Origin of the sequence: Teichococcus aerophilus (genome assembly GCF_014490485.1) — a bacterium.
GTDB classification, from domain to species: domain Bacteria; phylum Pseudomonadota; class Alphaproteobacteria; order Acetobacterales; family Acetobacteraceae; genus Pseudoroseomonas; species Pseudoroseomonas aerophila.
The window spans coordinates 41028-56575 of sequence record NZ_JACTVA010000037.1 but is presented as its reverse complement, the minus strand read 5'-3'; the positions used below and the strand labels follow the sequence as shown (position 1 = coordinate 56575).

15 protein-coding genes are annotated in these 15548 nt (G+C 69.8%); 4 read left to right on the top strand and 11 right to left on the bottom strand.

What is annotated here, in order from left to right:
- The 3 genes from IBL26_RS17920 to IBL26_RS17910 all read right to left on the bottom strand — a co-directional run.
- On the bottom strand, positions 1 to 1603 hold a 1603-nt coding region (locus IBL26_RS17920), incomplete at its 3' end, for a beta-ketoacyl [acyl carrier protein] synthase domain-containing protein (protein WP_187785881.1).
- Positions 1604 to 1722: 119 nt separating this feature from the next.
- Positions 1723 to 3045 (bottom strand): glycosyltransferase family 4 protein, encoded by a 1323-nt coding sequence (locus IBL26_RS17915; protein ID WP_241749518.1) that lies wholly within the window; start codon positions 3043 to 3045, stop codon positions 1723 to 1725.
- 257 nt (positions 3046 to 3302) lie between these two features.
- Positions 3303 to 4319: a C-terminal binding protein gene (locus IBL26_RS17910; protein WP_241749517.1), complete on the bottom strand. Its 1017-nt coding sequence runs from the start codon at positions 4317 to 4319 to the stop codon at positions 3303 to 3305.
- A 161-nt stretch (positions 4320 to 4480) separates the two neighbouring features.
- Between IBL26_RS17910 and IBL26_RS17905 the strand changes: the two genes are divergently transcribed.
- The gene (locus IBL26_RS17905; RefSeq protein WP_187785879.1) at positions 4481 to 5230 is read left to right on the top strand and encodes an SDR family NAD(P)-dependent oxidoreductase; all 750 of its coding nucleotides are present in this window, start codon (positions 4481 to 4483) and stop codon (positions 5228 to 5230) included.
- 225 nt (positions 5231 to 5455) lie between these two features.
- On the opposite strand, the gene IBL26_RS17900 is transcribed toward IBL26_RS17905, so the two are convergent.
- Positions 5456 to 5854 (bottom strand): GFA family protein, encoded by a 399-nt coding sequence (locus IBL26_RS17900; RefSeq protein WP_187785878.1) that lies wholly within the window; start codon positions 5852 to 5854, stop codon positions 5456 to 5458.
- A gap of 314 nt (positions 5855 to 6168) precedes the next feature.
- Here IBL26_RS17900 and IBL26_RS17895 point away from each other — a divergent pair, with 314 nt between their 5' ends.
- Positions 6169 to 6846: a type 1 glutamine amidotransferase gene (locus IBL26_RS17895; protein WP_187785877.1), complete on the top strand. Its 678-nt coding sequence runs from the start codon at positions 6169 to 6171 to the stop codon at positions 6844 to 6846.
- 394 nt (positions 6847 to 7240) lie between these two features.
- Here IBL26_RS17895 and IBL26_RS17890 read toward each other — a convergent pair whose 3' ends face one another.
- On the bottom strand, positions 7241 to 7717 hold the full coding sequence (locus tag IBL26_RS17890) for a DUF1579 domain-containing protein (RefSeq protein ID WP_187785876.1): 477 nt from the start codon (positions 7715 to 7717) through the stop codon (positions 7241 to 7243).
- Positions 7718 to 7870: 153 nt separating this feature from the next.
- Positions 7871 to 8626 (bottom strand): DUF899 domain-containing protein, encoded by a 756-nt coding sequence (locus IBL26_RS17885; protein ID WP_241749516.1) that lies wholly within the window; start codon positions 8624 to 8626, stop codon positions 7871 to 7873.
- A gap of 398 nt (positions 8627 to 9024) precedes the next feature.
- On the opposite strand from IBL26_RS17885, the gene IBL26_RS17880 reads away from it, so the two are divergent.
- Positions 9025 to 9855 (top strand): sensor domain-containing diguanylate cyclase, encoded by an 831-nt coding sequence (locus tag IBL26_RS17880; RefSeq protein ID WP_187785875.1) that lies wholly within the window; start codon positions 9025 to 9027, stop codon positions 9853 to 9855.
- A gap of 335 nt (positions 9856 to 10190) precedes the next feature.
- Here the strand turns inward: IBL26_RS17880 and gstA are convergent, their stop codons facing one another.
- Positions 10191 to 10796 carry a glutathione transferase GstA gene (gstA, locus tag IBL26_RS17875; RefSeq protein ID WP_187785874.1) on the bottom strand — a complete coding sequence of 202 codons (606 nt, stop codon included), beginning with the start codon at positions 10794 to 10796 and terminating at the stop codon, positions 10191 to 10193.
- A gap of 150 nt (positions 10797 to 10946) precedes the next feature.
- Between gstA and IBL26_RS17870 the strand changes: the two genes are divergently transcribed.
- On the top strand, positions 10947 to 11420 hold the full coding sequence (locus IBL26_RS17870; RefSeq protein WP_187785873.1) for a winged helix-turn-helix transcriptional regulator: 474 nt from the start codon (positions 10947 to 10949) through the stop codon (positions 11418 to 11420).
- Between the two features lie 218 nt (positions 11421 to 11638).
- Here IBL26_RS17870 and IBL26_RS17865 read toward each other — a convergent pair whose 3' ends face one another.
- The 4 genes from IBL26_RS17865 to IBL26_RS17850 all read right to left on the bottom strand — a co-directional run bounded on the left by IBL26_RS17865 (position 11639) and on the right by IBL26_RS17850 (position 15507).
- Positions 11639 to 12730, bottom strand: a complete 1092-nt coding sequence (locus tag IBL26_RS17865) for an SMP-30/gluconolactonase/LRE family protein (protein WP_187785872.1) — start codon at positions 12728 to 12730, stop codon at positions 11639 to 11641.
- A gap of 169 nt (positions 12731 to 12899) precedes the next feature.
- Entirely contained in the window at positions 12900 to 13184 is a 285-nt protein-coding gene (locus tag IBL26_RS17860; protein WP_187785871.1) for a DUF3175 domain-containing protein, read from the bottom strand.
- 396 nt (positions 13185 to 13580) lie between these two features.
- On the bottom strand, positions 13581 to 14027 hold the full coding sequence (locus IBL26_RS17855) for a DNA polymerase III subunit chi (RefSeq protein ID WP_187785870.1): 447 nt from the start codon (positions 14025 to 14027) through the stop codon (positions 13581 to 13583).
- A 4-nt stretch (positions 14028 to 14031) separates the two neighbouring features.
- On the bottom strand, positions 14032 to 15507 hold the full coding sequence (locus IBL26_RS17850; protein WP_187785869.1) for a leucyl aminopeptidase: 1476 nt from the start codon (positions 15505 to 15507) through the stop codon (positions 14032 to 14034).
- Positions 15508 to 15548: the final 41 nt, after the last annotated feature.

Here is a 15548-nt window from a genome sequence, read left to right as displayed (position 1 = left end):
TGGCGGCGGGTGCGGCGGACTTGGTAGCGGCGGGCGTGGAAGCGGCGGGGCGCTGCGTGCCGGAAGCCGCTGTCCGCTTCGTGGGCAGGGGCGGGGGCGTGGCCGGACCCTGGGTGGCGGGGGGCGGGGCCAGGGCGGCGAGGCGGTCCCGCCAGTTGGCGGCCAGGGTCTTCAGCGCGGCTTCGGAATGCGCGGTCAGCAGCAGCGGCGGCAGGGCGGTGGGCGCCTCCTGCGGCAGCGGCGCCACGGCGGGGGCGGCGCCCAGCAGCACGGTGGCGTTGGTGCCGCCGAAGCCGAAGCTGTTGACGCCAGCGAGGCTGCCGGGGCCGGTGACGATGGATTCCGCCGCCGTGGGGATGCGGATGTTGAGGCCGGCGAAGTCGATATTCGGGTTGGGGTTGTTGAAGTGCAGGTTGGGCGGCAGCACCCCCTTCTCCAGCACCAGCATGGCCTTCAGCAGGCCGGCGATGCCGGAGGCGGGTTCCAGGTGGCCGATATTGGTCTTGACCGAGCCGACCGGCAGCGGCGTGGCGCGGCCACGGGCCAGCGCGCGGCCGATGGCCCAGCTTTCCACCGGGTCCCCGGCCTGGGTGCCGGTGCCGTGGGCCTCGAAATAGGCGAGGTCGTCGCGGTCCAGGCCGCTCTCGGCCAGCACGCGGGTCAGCAGGGCGGCCTGGGCTTCCCGGTTGGGCAAGGAGAGGCCGATGGTGCGGCCGGCGGCGTTGGTGCCGGTGCCGAGGATGACGCCGCGCACGCGGTCCCCCTCCGCCAGAGCCTGGGCGAGGGGCTTGAGCAGCACCATGCCGGCGCCTTCGCCGCGCACATAGCCATCCGCCGCCGCATCGAAGGCCTGGCAGCGGCCGCGCTGGGAGAGCATGCCGGCGCGGGAGAAGCCGGTGAAGGCATAGGGAGAAAGCAGCAGCTGCACGCCGCCCACCAGCGCCGCTTCCAGCTGGCCGGAGCGCAGGGCCTGCACCGCCATGTGCAGCGCGACGAGGGAGGAGGAGCAGGCGGTGTCGATGGTCTGGCCGGCGCCGCGCAGGTCGAAGATGTTGGTCAGGCGGTTGGACAGGATCGACAGCGTGTTGCCGGTCATGAAGTAGCGGTCGATGCCGGCGGGGTCGCCCAGCCGCAGCTCGGCATAGTCGGTCGAGGAGCCGCCGATGAAGGCGCCGACGGGGCGGCCGGCCAGTTTGGCGAGCGGCCAGCCGGCATCCTCCACCGCTTCGGCGGCGACTTCGAGCAGGATGCGCTGCTGCGGGTCCATCTCCGCCGCCTCCCGCGGGGAGAGGCCGAAGGCGGGGGCGTCGAACTGGGCGATGTCGCCCAGATGCGCAGCGGCGAAGCTGTAGGAGCGGCCGGATTCGGACTTGCGCGGGTGGTAGAAGGCGGGCTGGGCGAAACGCTCGGCCGGCAGCTGGCCCACGGCGTCGGTGCCGGTGGCGAGCATGGACCAGAAGGAAGCGAGATCCGGCGCACCGGGCAGGCGGCACGCGGCGCCGACGATCGCAATGGGCGCGCCCGCCAGATCCGTGCCCTGCGGCGCGGTGGCGGTGGACTCGGCGGCGCGGCCGGGGCCGCTGGTGGAAGTTCCTTCGGGCATTCCGTCTATTCAGCGGGCGCCGGCAGGGCCCGCAATGGGGTCAGGGGTTCAGGCCCGAAGCGGCGGGCCCGAAGCGGTAACGGATTAGGCGGGACCCGTGTGGACGCGGGCTCGCCGGCTCATGACACGGCTTCGTCCCGCACCGCAACAAGAGGTGGCTGGGCCAGGACCTCCGGCTGGCGGCGGCTGCCCCAGCTGAGGGCTGGCGCGGCGGAGGGGGAGGCCACGCGTTCCAGCATGGCTTCCACCAGGGTGAAGTGGCCTTCCCAGGTGGGGGCGGACCAGCGGGCCATACGGGCGAGCTGGGCGGCGCGGCGGGGGCTGTCCGGCCGGCTGTAGTCCAGCACGGCTTCGCGCCAGGCGGCGCCGTCCAGCGGGTCCAGGTAGTCCGGCACATCGCCGCCGACTTCGCGCAGGGCGGGCAGGTCGGAGCAGATGGCGGGGACGCCGAGGGCCAGGGCCTCGGCCAGCGGCAGGCCGTAGCCTTCGGCGAAGGAGGGGAAGAGAAGGGCGCGGGAATTGCGCATCAGCCCGGCCACCTGGCGGTCCGACAACTGGCCGGCTTCCTGCACGACGCCGTTGAGGGCGGTGCAGCGTTCCAGGATGTCCACCACGTTCTCGTTTTCCCAGCCGCGCTTGCCGACGATGGTCAGGCGCGGGGTGTCGCTGCCCATGGTGGTGGCCATGTCCCGCCACAGGTGAAGCAGCAGCAGGTGGTTCTTGCGCGGCTCGATGGTGCCGAGGGTGACAAAGGAGGGGTGCGCGTAGGCGGCGCCGGGGCCGCGGTAGGTGGCGGGCGGGCGCGGGCTGAAGGGCACCTTCTCGATCCCCAGCGGCGCCACGACGATGGGCGGCTGCGAGTCGCGGTGGGCGAGATAGGGGGCGAGCGCCTGCGCGGTGGCTTCGGAATTGGCGATGATGCCATCCGCCAGGGCGCCGGTGGTGGCCATGCGGCGCTGGTGCGTCTCGGCCTGGCCGGGGCGGGCGTATTCCGGGTGGGTAACGGGGATGATGTCGTGGATCAGCGGAACGAAGGCGGCGCCGTGGCGGCGGATGCTCTCGATCGGGCCCTTCCGTTCCAGCGCGCGGTGGGAGACGAGCAGGAAGACCAGCCGGCGGGTATTGGCCAGCATGCGGGAGAGGTCGGCGCGGCCGAGGCCGAGCAGCAGGCGGCCACGGGCCTGCAGGCCGATGCGGTTGGCACGCTGGGCGGCGGTGATGCGGCCATCCCCGCCATCCCAGGCGATGCAGAGTTCGGCGACCAGCTCGGCCACCAGGGCGCGGGGCAACAGGGCGAAGCCGCCGCGCAGGTCCTGGGCCGCGAAGCTGCAGCTGTTCTGCGGGGCGGCCAGCCAATGGCGTGCGTAGGCCAGTTCGACGCGGTCGATCCCCGAAGGGGTCTGCTTGCGTCCACAGACCAGCAGGCGTGATACGTCGAGCATCACATGCATCGCCAAATCCCCTAAACCCCCTCAGCGCTCACGCAGAGCATGTCTTAATGTACACGGGTGCCCGCCGTACCGACGTTTTTTATGCTGCACTCGCGAAGATATGTGCTGGGAATGAAGCGGAGGGGGCTTAGAGAGCAACTAATTTTCAGAGAATGATAACTATTTTCTGGTAAGGAAGTGTCTGAATCTCGTCTGGAGATGAGAGTTCTTAAAAAGAATCTAACAAAAACGTTAGTCGCTTTTTTGGCTCAGTCCATCTCAGGCGTGATCACATTGCTGGCAAGTCTGTCCACCAGCACGTCCCGCATCGTCTCCGCGCTCTTGATCCGGATGTCGTCATAGGCATGCGGCGTATAGAAGGCGCTGTGCGGCGTGACGATCAGCCGGCCGTCCAGCCACGACTCGCGGGCGCGGTAGGCGGCCAGCAGGCGCGGGATCGGGTCCACCGGCGGTTCGTCCGGGATGACGTCGAGGCCGGCGCCGACAATGTGGCCATCCTTCATGCAGGTGTACAGCGCCTCGATATCCAGCATCGGGCCACGGGCGGTGTTGACCACCACGGCGCCGGCGGGAAGCGTCCGCAGTTCCTTCTCCCCCACGAAGCCACGGGTGGTGCGGGTCAGCGGCGCGTGCAGGGAGAGGATGTCGGTGTTGGCCAGCAGCTCCTCCTTCGTGCGGTAGCGGGTGATGCCCAGGGCACGGTCCACGCCGTTCGGCAGGTAGGGGTCGTGGAAGCCGACCTTGAAGCCCAGCGCCTTGGCCCGCAGCGCCGCCGCCGTGCCGATGCGGCCGAGGCCGAGGATGCCGAAGCGCTGTTCCCCGAAGCGCTGCAGGATGGGGTGGCGGACATAGGCCCAGGGGGCCGGCGGGTCCGCCCGCTGCAGGTCGTGATGCAGGGTGATGCCGCGCCGCAGCGCCAGCGCCAGGGTGATGGCGTGGTCCGCCACCTCGGTGGTGCCGTAGTCGGGCACGTTGCAGACCTTCACGCCGCGCGCCGCCAGGGTGGCGCGGTCCAGCCGGTCGTAGCCGACGCCCATGCGGACCACGACCTTCAGGCGCGGGAAGCGGGCGATATCGGCGGCATCGAGCCAGTTGCGGAAGACGAACAGGCCATCGACCTGGGCGCAGACCTCGTCGGGGATATGCGCGATCGATTCCTCGCCGCCGCCCTGCAGCAGGCGGACGCCGGGGCCGAGGATGCGCTGTTCCTCGCTGGTGTCGGGGTAGAGGCCTTCCGGTTCCAGTACAGTCAGCATGCTGGTCATGATTCCCTGGGTCGTTTCCGCTTGTCCGGCCGCGGGGCCGGCCTGCGGCGCCCTGCGGCTGCCCGGCTGTTGGCGCCGGCTGCGCGTCAGCATGGGCTTGGCCTCTTGGGCGCGCAAGGCGCCGCGCCTATCGTGATGCGGACAAAGCTGGAGGATGGGACATGGCGGGACGGCGGATTCTGGTGACCGGGGCTTCGAGCGGCATCGGTGCGGCGACGGCGGCGGCGCTGGCCGGGCCGGGGGTGAGCGTGGCGGTGCACGCGCGCGGCAACCGCGAGGGGGCGGAGCGCGCCGCCGAGGCGGTGCGGCGCCAGGGCGGCACCGCGCATGTGCTGCTGGCCGACCTGATGCAGCCCGATGCCGCCGGGCGCCTGGTGGCGGAAGCGGCCGACGCGATGGGCGGGCTGGACGTGCTGGTCTCCAACGCCGGCTTCGCTGACCGCACGGCGGTGATGGCGTTGAGCGACGAGGCTTTCGCCCAGTCCCAGGACACCATCCTGTGGGCGCTGCTGCGGCTGGCGCGCGCGGCCGGGCCGTTGCTGGCGCAGGGGGAGGCGCCGCGCTTCGTTGGCGTATCCTCCTTCGTCGCGCATTACTTCCGGCCGGATTCGACGATCTTCGCCGCCTCGGCCGCCGCCAAGGCGGGGGCGGAGGCGCTGATCCGGGCGCTGGCGGTGGAGTGGGCGCCGACGGTGACGGTGAACGCCGTCTCCCCCGGTTATATCCGCAAGGACGCGCAGGCGCATGCGGCGGTGGATGACGCGGCGCGCCAGGCGGTGCTGACGCGCATCCCGGCCGGGCGGCTGGGGCTGCCGGAGGAAGTGGCGGCGGCGATCGCGTTCCTGGCCTCGCCGGGGGCGTCCTACATCACCGGGCAGGTGCTGCATGTGAATGGCGGGCTGGTGATCTGAAAGGGCGGTGGCTCTTGTGGGTCGAGAGGGGGCGCTGCCCCTCTCGAACTCTCCCCGCCAAAGGCCTGAGGCCTTTGGAACCCATGTGTGGGTGCGCTTGGGGAGAGGGTCGGTTGGTTCGTGGATGGACGGATGGTTGGCGTGCGCCGGGCGCGGCTATTCCTCGGCTGAAGCGCGGATGCGGCGAATGGTACCAGGTGCCTTGGCCGCGCGAGGTGCGCTGACTCAGCCGGGGTAGCGGTCGAAGGCCGGCAGGGTGTGGGCGTGCTGCATCCAGGAAATGCGTTCCGCCGCCTGGATGTGGGCGGTGGGGGGCGGCAGGGCGTCGGGGGTATCCAGCGTCGCGGTCTGGATATCGACCATGCCGGGCAGGTTGGCCTCGTTGATGTAGAACAGGCTGGTGCCGCAGGCGGCGCAGAACAGGCGGCGGCCGTGTTCCGACGAGTTGTAGGTGGCGGGCTGGCCGCTGGTGATGCGGAGCTGCTCCGCCGGGATCATCGCCCAGGCGACCACCGGCGCGCCGGCATGGCGGCGGCAATCGGTGCAGTGGCACAGCGCGTGGTGCAGCACCTCGGACGGCATTTCATAGTGGATGGCGCCGCAATGGCATTGGCCGGTGAGCATGGGGTGGCTCCTTTCCTGGGTGGCCTCGTTGGGCCGATGCGTTGGATGGGGTTGTTGGCTGCCTGAGGGGTTCGGCTGGCTTCTTGGTTTGGTTGGCCGGTTGGCCGGTTGGTCGGTGTGGATGGCGAGCGGGTTGGTTCGGCTGCCTCGGTGGGGCGGATGGGCGGTGTGAGTGATCCGGTTGGCCGCGGGTGCGCGCCGGGCGTTTGTGCGGGGAATGGCGCGGGCGTGCAATCGGCGCGGCAGGCGTTGGCAGGCCGGTGGCGCGGGTGGCATGATGGCGCGACACGCCCCACCGGAGCATGAAGAATACGATGCGCGTCGCCGTCCTCGAGAACTCGCCCCTGGCGCCGATCGGCCTGCTGGGGGCGGCGCTGGAACGGCGCGGGGCCAGGCTGGACATCGTGCCGGGGCCTGGGCTGGCGGCGCACCGCGACAGGCTGGATGCGGCGGATCTCCTCATCAGCCTCGGTTCGCCCAAGGCCGTGTATGACGGCGACGACTGGATCCGCTGGCAGGTGGCCTATGTCGGCCAGGCCGTGGCGGCCGGGCGGCCGGTGCTGGGCATCTGCTTCGGCGCGCAGTTGCTGGCGGCGGCGATCGGCGGCCGGGTGGAAGCGACCGGGCGGCTGCATGCCGGCTGGGGCGAGATCGAGGACGTGGCGGCGCCGGTCTGGCGCGGACCCTGGGTGCGTTGGCACGGCGACCATGTGCATCTGCCGCCGGACGCCGAAGTACTGGCGCGGGCGGACGACACCATCCAGGCCTTCGCCTTCCGCCGCGCGGTCGGGCTGCAATTCCACCCCGAGGCCCATGCCGGCTGCGTGGCCGACTGGATTGGCATGACACCACCGGAACGGCTGCGCGGCGTGGACGCGGCGGCGGAACTGGCCCTGACGCGGGAACGCGAAACATCCCATGCGCCGGTGCGCGACGCATTGCTGGACGAAGTGCTGCGGCGGTGTGGGGTGACGTTGCCGGTGCCGGCGTGACCGGGGGTGCTGTCCGCCTTGGAAAGAAAACAGGAAGGTCGGGGAAGGAATTCCCCGAACCGCTGCTTTTTTCTGCGGGTTTGGCGTCGGGTTTCCGATGTGAGGGCGGACGCTTTTGATGATGGGTCGCCAGGGCTGAACCGGCAGTCGCCGGAGGTTTAGAGCATTTTCCATCCGCACAGGCTGACCTCCCATGCTCTGGCCTGTTGTTTTGAAGAGCATCTTCACTGCATCAGGTGATGCGACCTGATAGAAATCTGCTCCAGGACCTCCGGCACGAACCGGCCTGGCCCCGGACCAGCTTCGTCACAAGCCCATCCAAAAACCGAAAAAGAAAAGAAGGGGTCCGGGGAATTCCTTCCCCGGCGTTCGCTGCCTTCCTCCGAGCGGCGCCCTAGGTGACGCGGCGGTAGGTGGCGGACATGAAGTCGTGCCAGTTGCCGTCGGGCAGGCGGACGCGGGAGGCGAGGGTGCGTTCGCTGTCCGAGCGGATGGTCACGATATCCTGGTACTGCGACATCTGGTTGGGATCGTTGAAGCTGGGGCCTTCGGTGTCGAGCGTCAGGACGTCACCTTGCAGGGTGCCGTTGTAATGCCAGAGATGCGTCATCATCGAGCCGATGAAGCTGCCGGTGAAGCGGCATTTCAGCGGGTCGTAGCCCAGGGTGATGAGGGTGCGGCCGATGCCGCCGCCGGGCATTTCGCCTTCGCCCTCGCCGAGGATCCAGATGTCGCCGAGGGCGCGGACCTGTTCGCTGCCCTTGGATTGGGCGGGGGGCTGGTCGGGGCCCATGGAGCAGGTGGTTTCGAAGGTCCAGCCTCCGACCAGTCGTTGCAGCCAGCGGTGTTCGGCCTGGGGGTCTACATGCATGTCGTCATCTCCCGGTGATGTGGCGGCCTTTGTTGGCCCGTGGTGTTTGCTGGGCGCCTGGGCCGGTGGGCTGAGCGCTGCGGGTTGGGCACGTGGGTGTGGGCAAGGGGGGGCGTGGTGGTGGCCGGGCGGATGGGCGCCGCCCGGACGGGGTCAGGAGGCCAGGGGTGCGGCGGCGTGGCAGCAGGCGGCGGGCTCGGCGGAGGCGTACTCGTCGTGACGGCGTACCCAGTCCATCGTGCCGTGCTCGTTGCGGCCTTTCGGCACGCGGTCCAGCAGCAGCATCGTGCCGAGCAGGTGCTCGGTGCCGCGGGCGTAGCTGGAATAAGTGTGGAAGACCTGCCCCTCGGCGTCCCTGTAGAACACGCTGAGGCCGTGCAGCTCGTCCATCCCGTGCGGCAGGTCGGTGCGGGTGAAGTTGTAGTCCACTTGCCCGTCCTGGACGCTGTCTGGCGGGAAGGAGACGTGGAAGTCCCGGTTGAAGTCACCGCCGGCGGAGGAGACCCAGGGGAAGTGCCAGCCCATGCGCTGGCGGTAGGCTTCGATCTCCACCAGGGGGGCGCGGGAGACGGCGACGAGGCGGGTATCGGCGGCCTCCAGGTGGGGGAGCATGCCATCGAAATGGTCGGCACCGAAGGAGCAGCCGGTGCAGCCGGCATCCCAGCCCGGGGCCAGCATGAAATGGTAGGTGATGAGCTGGCTGCGCGGGCCGAACAGGGCGGCGAGCGGCTGCGGGCCCTGCGGCGTCTGGAAGGTATAGGCCTGGTCCACCCGCACCCAGGGAAGGGCGCGGCGTTCCTCGTTCAGGCGGTCCTGTTCCCGGGTCAGGGCTTTTTCCCGCGCCAGGTGGGTGCGGCGTGCGTCGAGCCATTCTTCGCGGGAGACGATGCGGTTGTGCAGCATGGTCATTCTCCGGTGTGTCCGGTGGCGTTTCCGTTATGGGCCGGTCGTGGGCGCCGGCGTGATAGGTTGATATCAACGTTAAGCGGGGGAGTCAAAGCCACGCTGCGGACTGCGCGGGGCGGCGCGGGCAGGGGGCGCTTGCGTGCTTGCCGGGCGGGCCGCCCTTGCCTGGAGCATGGTGCGTTCACATTCGTTCACGCACCATGGTCTCGGCTGATGTTTGATTGCGGGATTCAGGCTTTCGGTATTTCCATCCCAAGCCATCACGCTCTAGGCTCGGCTTCGAACACGTCTGGATCAGTATGGCCTACCGGGTGGAAGCTGCCGCGTATCAGGCACAGTCGTGGGAAGCTCCGCCCGCGGGGCCCGTGGGTGCCTGGGAGTTTGACCTGACCAACGGCGCCATGCGCTGGACCGATGGCGTGTACGACCTGTTCGGCCTGCCGCGCGGCCTGGCGCTGCAGCGCGAAGCCACCGCGCAGATGTACCACGATGCCTGCCGGCAGCGGATGGAGCAGCTGCGGGCGGATACCATTCACCAGGGCAGCGGCTTCGTGCTGGATGCGCGCATCCGCGATGCCCAGGGCCGGGACCGCTGGATGCGGCTGACCGCCGGGGTGATGCGCGTCGATGGGCGGGCGGTGCGGCTGTTTGGCTCCAAGCAGGATATCACGCAGGAGCGCATCATCTGGGAGCGGCTGCGGCAGCGCGCCGATTGCGATGCGCTGACCGGCCTGGCCAACCGCGCGGTGTTCGATACGCTGTGCCACGAGTTGGCGCAGGGGCGGCGGCCGGATGTCTCCGCGCTGGTCGTGGTGGACCTGGATTACTTCAAGCGGATCAATGACGAGCTGGGCCACGCGGCGGGGGATGAGTGCCTGCGCCGGCTGGGGGAGCGGCTGCGTTGGGCGCTGGGCGACACGGTGCTGGTGGCGCGGATTGGCGGCGACGAGTTCGTGGCGATGCTGGGCGGGCCGATGGGGCGGGCGCGGTTGTGGCGCAGGCTTTCGGCGGCGCTGCCGGTGCTGTGCCAGCCGGTGCTGCATGACGGCCAGCGGATCGATATCAGCGTGTCCATCGGCGCGACGCTGCGGCGGGGCGCGGCGGGCGGGCAGCAGATCTTCGTGGAAGCGGACGCGGCCCTGTACCGCGCCAAGGCGGCAGGGCGGAACCAGATCTGCCTGCATGACGGCACGACGGACGGGCTGCGGCTGGGATGCGCCGTGGGGGTGTGACGCGCGGGGGCTTCAGGCCGGGCGCCGGGGCGTGACGGCTTGGGTGATGGAGAAGGCTGGGGAAAGAATTCCCCAGCCCCCTTCTTTTCTCTGCGAGTTTGGCGTCAGGCTGCGGGACCGGGAGATTGCGCTGCTTAACGCGCGGGCTGAGCCCTCAGTCGCCGGAGGTCCGGGACCTCCGGCGCACCCAGCCGTCTTTCGGGATCGCCCGTTCAAAAGCCCGGCCCTGAAACTCGAAAAAGAAAAGAAGGAGTCCGGGGAATTCTTTCCCCGGCCTTCTCGCTGAAAGCATGGCGGCACCGGGGACGGAGCTTCCTCCGGTGCCCCCGAGTGCATCAGGCGATGCCTTCGGCCTGCATGGCGGCGGCGACATGCGGGCGGGCGGCGACGCGGGCGGAGTAGGCGGCGAAGATCGGCCAGGGGGAGAGGTCGATATTCGTGGGCTTGGTCCAGCGCAGGACAGTGAAGAGGTAGGCGTCGGCGATGGTGAAGGTGTTGCCCATCAGGTAGTCGCGACCCTCCAGCTGGGAGGCGAGCCAGGTGAGGCGCTTGGTCAGGCGCGGCATGGCGGCGGCGCGCCATTCCGGCGTCATGGCCGGGTTGAAGAAAGCGCCGACGCCTTTGTGCATCTCGGTGGAGACGAAGTTCAGCCATTCCTGCAGGCGGTAGCGGTCCATCGTACCGGCGGCGGGGGCGAGCCCGGCGGCGGGGGCCAGGTCCGCGATGTACTGGGAGATGGCGGGGCCTTCGGTCAGCAGCTCTCCATTGTCCAGCTGCAGGGCGGGGACGTAGCCCTTGCCGTTGATGGGGGCGAAGTCCTCGCCGCTGGCGAGCTTGCCGGCGCGGATGTCCACCTTCTCCAGCTCGAACGGCAGGCCGGCTTCGCGGAGCGTGATGTGGGGGGCGAGCGAGCAGACGCCGGGGGTGTAGTAGAGCTTCATGGCGGGGCCTCCGTGGGGAAGGCCGCCGGGTGTGGCGGCCGTTCCGGGCGTTGGGCTTCGCATGGGGGCGGGCGGGCGGCAAGTACGTACCTTGTGGTAAGTTTTGTGCCATGCGAAGGCGCGCGGATGAGCGAAGGGCGGATGGTGGGGATGAGCGCGCGGGTGGCGAGCGCTGCTGGGCTGGAGGCGGATGTGCCGGAGGCGCCGGTGGTGGATGCGCGGACCGGGGATGTCCAGGTGGGCGTGGCGACGGTTGCGGCGTGCCCGGCGGCGAATGTGTTCCAGCAGGGGTGCATGTCCCGCCGCGTGCTGGAGGCGCTGGCGGATAAGTGGTCCTTGCTGGTGATCCATACGCTGGCGATCGGGCCGGGGCGGACGGCGGAACTGCGGCGGCGGATTGGCGGGATTTCGGAGAAGATGCTGATCCAGACGCTGCGGCGGCTGGAGCGGCATGGCTTCGTGCTGCGGCGCAGTTTCAGCGAGGTGCCGCCGCGGGTGGAATATGCGCTGACGCCGCTGGGGGCTTCGCTGAGCGAGCCGATCCGCGCCTTCGATGCGTGGGTGGAGCGGAACATGGCGGCGGTGGTGGACGCGCAGCGGGCGTTCGATGGGCGGGAAGAGTAGGGCGTGAACGCGTGACGCGACCGGCAGGCGTGAGGCACGTGGCGGGGACGTGGGGGAGTGGCGCCGTGTCTTGCCGCGGTGGCCATGCTTTGGCGTGTGCTGGCTGACGCGGCCGGGACTGTGAGCGCGCGATCGGGCAGAGGTTGAGCAACCGCCTGCGGGTTTTGCAAATGGCGTGAGGGCGGCCGCTTCTGGGGGATGCGGCCGCCGCCGGTGGGTCAGACCGCGCCGTGCGCCTCGACGTACAGGGCGTAGAGGGAGTGGGAGCTGGTCATGTAGAGGCGGTTGTTCTTGGGGCCGCCGAAGGTGAGGTTGGCGCAGCGCTCCGGCAGGCGGATGAAGCCGATGGGCTTGCCTTGCGGGTTGAAGACCATGACGCCGTCGAGGTCCTCCGACTTGCCGCGAAGCTGGTGGACGCGGCGGCCACCGACATCGCGCGCTTCCGGCTCCAACGCGCCGTTGCTGCCCCAGCCGCACCAGAGATTGCCGTCCCGGTCCACCTTGAAGCCGTCCAGCGCGCCCTGGTCCGCCGCATCGATCAGCTTGGTCTTGTTGCCGACGGTGCCGTCGGCGTTGACGTCGTAGGACCAGATGCTGCGGTTGGGGGTGCCGCGCCATTCGACCACGTAGAGCTTCTTCTCGTCCGGGGAGAAGGCCAGGCCGTTGGGGTTGACGAGATCGGTGATGACGGCTGCGAGCTTGCCGTCCGTGCCGATGCGGTAGACGTTGGTGGTGGGCTGTTCCGGCTGGGCGCGGCTGCCTTCCCATTCGCCGTTGATGCCGAAGAGCGGGTCGGTGAACCAGATCGTCTCATCCGCGCGGACGACGATGTCGTTGGGGGCGTTGAGGCGCTTGCCTTCGAAGCTGTCGGCCAGGACGGTGACGGAGCCATCCTTTTCCGTGCGGGTGACGCGGCGGGTGACCGAGTGCTCGCAGGTGACGAGGCGGCCCTGGCGGTCCCGCGCATTGCCGTTGGCGTAGTTGGCGGGGCCACGGAAGACGGTGAAGCTGTTGTCCTTCTCGTCGAACTTCATGATGCGGTTGTTGGGGATGTCGCTGCACAGCAGGTAGCCGCCTTCCGGGAAGTAGGCGGGGCCTTCGGCCCAGCGCATGCCGGTGGCGACCTGTTCCAGCGTGCTGCTGTAGATGCGGTACTTGGCGAAGCTGGGGTCGAGGACCTGCACCGCCGGGTCCGGGTAGCGCTGGTTGGGCGCGAAGGGGAAGGATTGCGCCGTGGCGCCGCGCGCGAGGGCGGCGGTGCCGAGCATTCCGCCGGCGGCGCCGAGCAGGGTGCGTCGTGTTGGGGTCATTCGTGTTTCTCTCCCGGGATCGCGGGTTGTGCCGCTGACTTGGATGGGCGGCCGGGGCGGGCGCGCCGGGGAGCGCGCGGCGCCGGGGCCGGTTGGGGAGAGGGTGTGACGGCGGGGCGTGGACCGCAAGGTGGATATGCGGTGGCGCGACGTGGGGCGGGGCGCGCGGTCAGTCCCGCTTGAATTCGTGGCGCAGCGCGTCCTTGGCGGCTTCCAGCTTCTTGCGGCGGCGGGCGGAGAGGTTGTGGCCGGCGCGGTTGATGTAGAAGGTCAGCATCGACATGGCTGAGCGGAAGGGGCTGGCTTTGCGGCGGTCGCTGTGTTCCGCCGAGCGCTTCAGGGAGCGGGCGATGGCCGTGGGATCGTCCTGCTTGAAGACGTCCGGCTTGAGGTCCATCGCGTCGCTGGTCTCGTTGACATGGGCGGACCAGCGGTGGGGGTCTTTGCGCGGCATGGCGGTTTCCCTGGCTGAGAGGGACATAACCGCGGGGGCGCGGCAGCGTTCCGGGCAGGAGGGGGGCTTCACGCCAGCCGGGGTGCGATACCGATCAGATCCATGATCCAAGGCCATTCACGCGATCAATGGCAGATGATGTTGTGGTGAATGCTTGCGTCGCTTGTGGCGTACGAGAGTGAATCATAGCTCTCGCCTTCATGTTCTTCGAAGGTAGGCGATCAATATCTACATCATCACGCTTCTGGCGTTGCCGATACTTTCAGTGCGCCTGGAAGATGGCACTGCTGCGCCCGCAGTCTCTCTGCGCCCTTCAATGAGGCGTCAGGCAGACTGGCAAACAGACGATGGGGGGCTGGGGGAATTCCTTCCCCCAGCCTTTCGGCCCATAAAGCGTCAGGCCTTCTTTTCCCAGCCGCGCTCACCCTGTTGCCAGTAGGCGAGGCTGTGGCCGGCGGCCTTGGCGGCGGACCAGCGGGCGCGGGCGGCGGCGACGGCGGTGTCGTCCTGGCCGTCGAACAGGTCGAAGACGCGGTCGTATTCGGGGGTGCGGGCGGTGTTGGCGCCGTCCACCAGGAACAGGAAGCGGGCGGCGTTGGGGGCCTCGTCCTCCGTCGTCAGCCAGATGGGCTGCAGGTCGGCGTTGCCGGTGAGCGGCGTGCCGTGGGGCAGCCAGTCGGGGTCGGCGGAGAGCCAGAGAGAGGTGTCCAGCGCCGCCAGCCGCTCCGGGGTGCCGACGCGGACGACGGCGCGGCCGCCCTGGGAGAGGACGCGGCCCAGCAGCTTGGGCAGCGCCGCTTCCATGGGCGTGCGCGTGAGGTGGTAGAAGCCGATCTCGGCCACTTGCCTAGCCTTCGTAGTGGTCGGCCACCAGGCGGTCCAGCAGGCGGACGCCGAAGGCGGTGGCGCCCTTCGGCGTGGTGGCGGCGTCCTTGGTGGCCCAGGCGGTGCCGGCGATGTCGAGATGCGCCCAGGGCATGGCGCCGTCCTTCGTATCGATGAAGCGCTGGATGAACTGGGCGGCGGTGATGGAGCCGCCGGGGCGGCCGCCGACATTCTTCATGTCCGCGATGTCGGACTTGATCTGCTTGTCGTAGGCCTCGCCCAGCGGCATGCGCCAGAGCTTCTCGCCCACCGCGGTGCCGGCATTGGTCAGTTGCGTGGCCAGGGCGTCGTCGTTGCTGAACAGGCCGGCGTGTTCGTGGCCGAGGGCGATGATGATGGCGCCGGTGAGGGTGGCGAGGTCCACCATGAAGCGCGGCTTGAAGCGGTGCTGTGCGTACCAGAGCACGTCCGCCAGGACGAGGCGGCCTTCGGCATCGGTGTTGATGACCTCGACCGTCTGGCCGGACTGGGTGGTGACGACGTCCCCCGGGCGCTGGGCGGTGGAGGAGGGCATGTTCTCCACCAGGCCGACGAGGCCGACGGCGTTGACGCGGGCTTTGCGGCCGGCCAGCGCGGACATCAGACCGATGACGGTGCCGGCGCCCGCCATGTCGAACTTCATGTCCTCCATGCCGCCGGCGGGCTTGATGGAGATACCGCCGGTATCGAAGGTGACGCCCTTGCCGATGAAGGCGACGGGGGCGGTGCCCTCCGCGCCACCATTCCACCGCATGACCACCACGCGGGCTTCCCGCGCCGAGCCCTGGGCGACGCCGAGCAGGGCACCGAAGCCGAGCGCCTCCAGCGCCTTCGGCTCCAGGATCTCGACCGTGACGCCGAGGGGCTCGAGCGCGCGGCAGCGATCGGCCATCTCGGCCGGGTAGAGGATGTTGGGCGGCTCGCTGACCAGGTCCCGCGTCAGGAAGACGCCGTCGGCGATGGCGGAGAGCGGGGCGTGGGCGGCCTGGGCGGCGGGGACATCCGGCACCGCGATGGTGACGCGGGTGAGCTTGGGCTTCTCCTCCGCCGCTTCCTTGGTGCGGTAGCGGTCGAACCGGTAGGCGCGCAGGCGGAGGCCGAGGGCGAACGAGGCCGCCTGGGCGGCGGGGAGGGAGCCGGCGTCGATCGTGGCCTCGACCTCGGTGGCGATGAAGGGGAGGGCGTGGCCACCGGCGGCCTCGGCCGCCGATGCTTCCAGCGGCGCGGCGCCGAGGCCGACGGCGACGATGCGGGAGAGGTGGCCGCCGGGGCCGTAGAGGGTGGCGGACTGGCCCTTCTTGCCCTTGAAGCCGGCGGCTTCCAGGCCGCGGGAGACGGCGCCGCTGGTGGCTTCATCCGCCTGCTTCGCCAGCCCTTCGAGCACGAAGCCCTCCGCCAGCGGCAGCACCAGGGCGCCGGCCCGGGGGAGGATGGGCTTGACGAAGAGGATGTCGGTCATGGGCGGCAGGTTCCATCGGTGAGGGATGGGGAGGGGCTGGA

What these genes read in the sequence shown, in the direction of transcription:
- IBL26_RS17915 (WP_241749518.1), bottom strand. Translation starts at nt 3,045, where the DNA reads ATGCTCGACGTATCACGCCTGCTGGTCTGTGGACGCAAGCAGACCCCT.
- IBL26_RS17910 (WP_241749517.1), bottom strand. Translation starts at nt 4,319, where the DNA reads ATGACCAGCATGCTGACTGTACTGGAACCGGAAGGCCTCTACCCCGAC.
- IBL26_RS17905 (WP_187785879.1), top strand. Translation starts at nt 4,481, where the DNA reads ATGGCGGGACGGCGGATTCTGGTGACCGGGGCTTCGAGCGGCATCGGT.
- IBL26_RS17900 (WP_187785878.1), bottom strand. Translation starts at nt 5,854, where the DNA reads ATGCTCACCGGCCAATGCCATTGCGGCGCCATCCACTATGAAATGCCG.
- IBL26_RS17895 (WP_187785877.1), top strand. Translation starts at nt 6,169, where the DNA reads ATGCGCGTCGCCGTCCTCGAGAACTCGCCCCTGGCGCCGATCGGCCTG.
- IBL26_RS17890 (WP_187785876.1), bottom strand. Translation starts at nt 7,717, where the DNA reads ATGCATGTAGACCCCCAGGCCGAACACCGCTGGCTGCAACGACTGGTC.
- IBL26_RS17885 (WP_241749516.1), bottom strand. Translation starts at nt 8,626, where the DNA reads ATGACCATGCTGCACAACCGCATCGTCTCCCGCGAAGAATGGCTCGAC.
- IBL26_RS17880 (WP_187785875.1), top strand. Translation starts at nt 9,025, where the DNA reads ATGCGCTGGACCGATGGCGTGTACGACCTGTTCGGCCTGCCGCGCGGC.
- gstA (WP_187785874.1), bottom strand. Translation starts at nt 10,796, where the DNA reads ATGAAGCTCTACTACACCCCCGGCGTCTGCTCGCTCGCCCCCCACATC.
- IBL26_RS17870 (WP_187785873.1), top strand. Translation starts at nt 10,947, where the DNA reads ATGAGCGCGCGGGTGGCGAGCGCTGCTGGGCTGGAGGCGGATGTGCCG.
- IBL26_RS17865 (WP_187785872.1), bottom strand. Translation starts at nt 12,730, where the DNA reads ATGACCCCAACACGACGCACCCTGCTCGGCGCCGCCGGCGGAATGCTC.
- IBL26_RS17860 (WP_187785871.1), bottom strand. Translation starts at nt 13,184, where the DNA reads ATGCCGCGCAAAGACCCCCACCGCTGGTCCGCCCATGTCAACGAGACC.
- IBL26_RS17850 (WP_187785869.1), bottom strand. Translation starts at nt 15,507, where the DNA reads ATGACCGACATCCTCTTCGTCAAGCCCATCCTCCCCCGGGCCGGCGCC.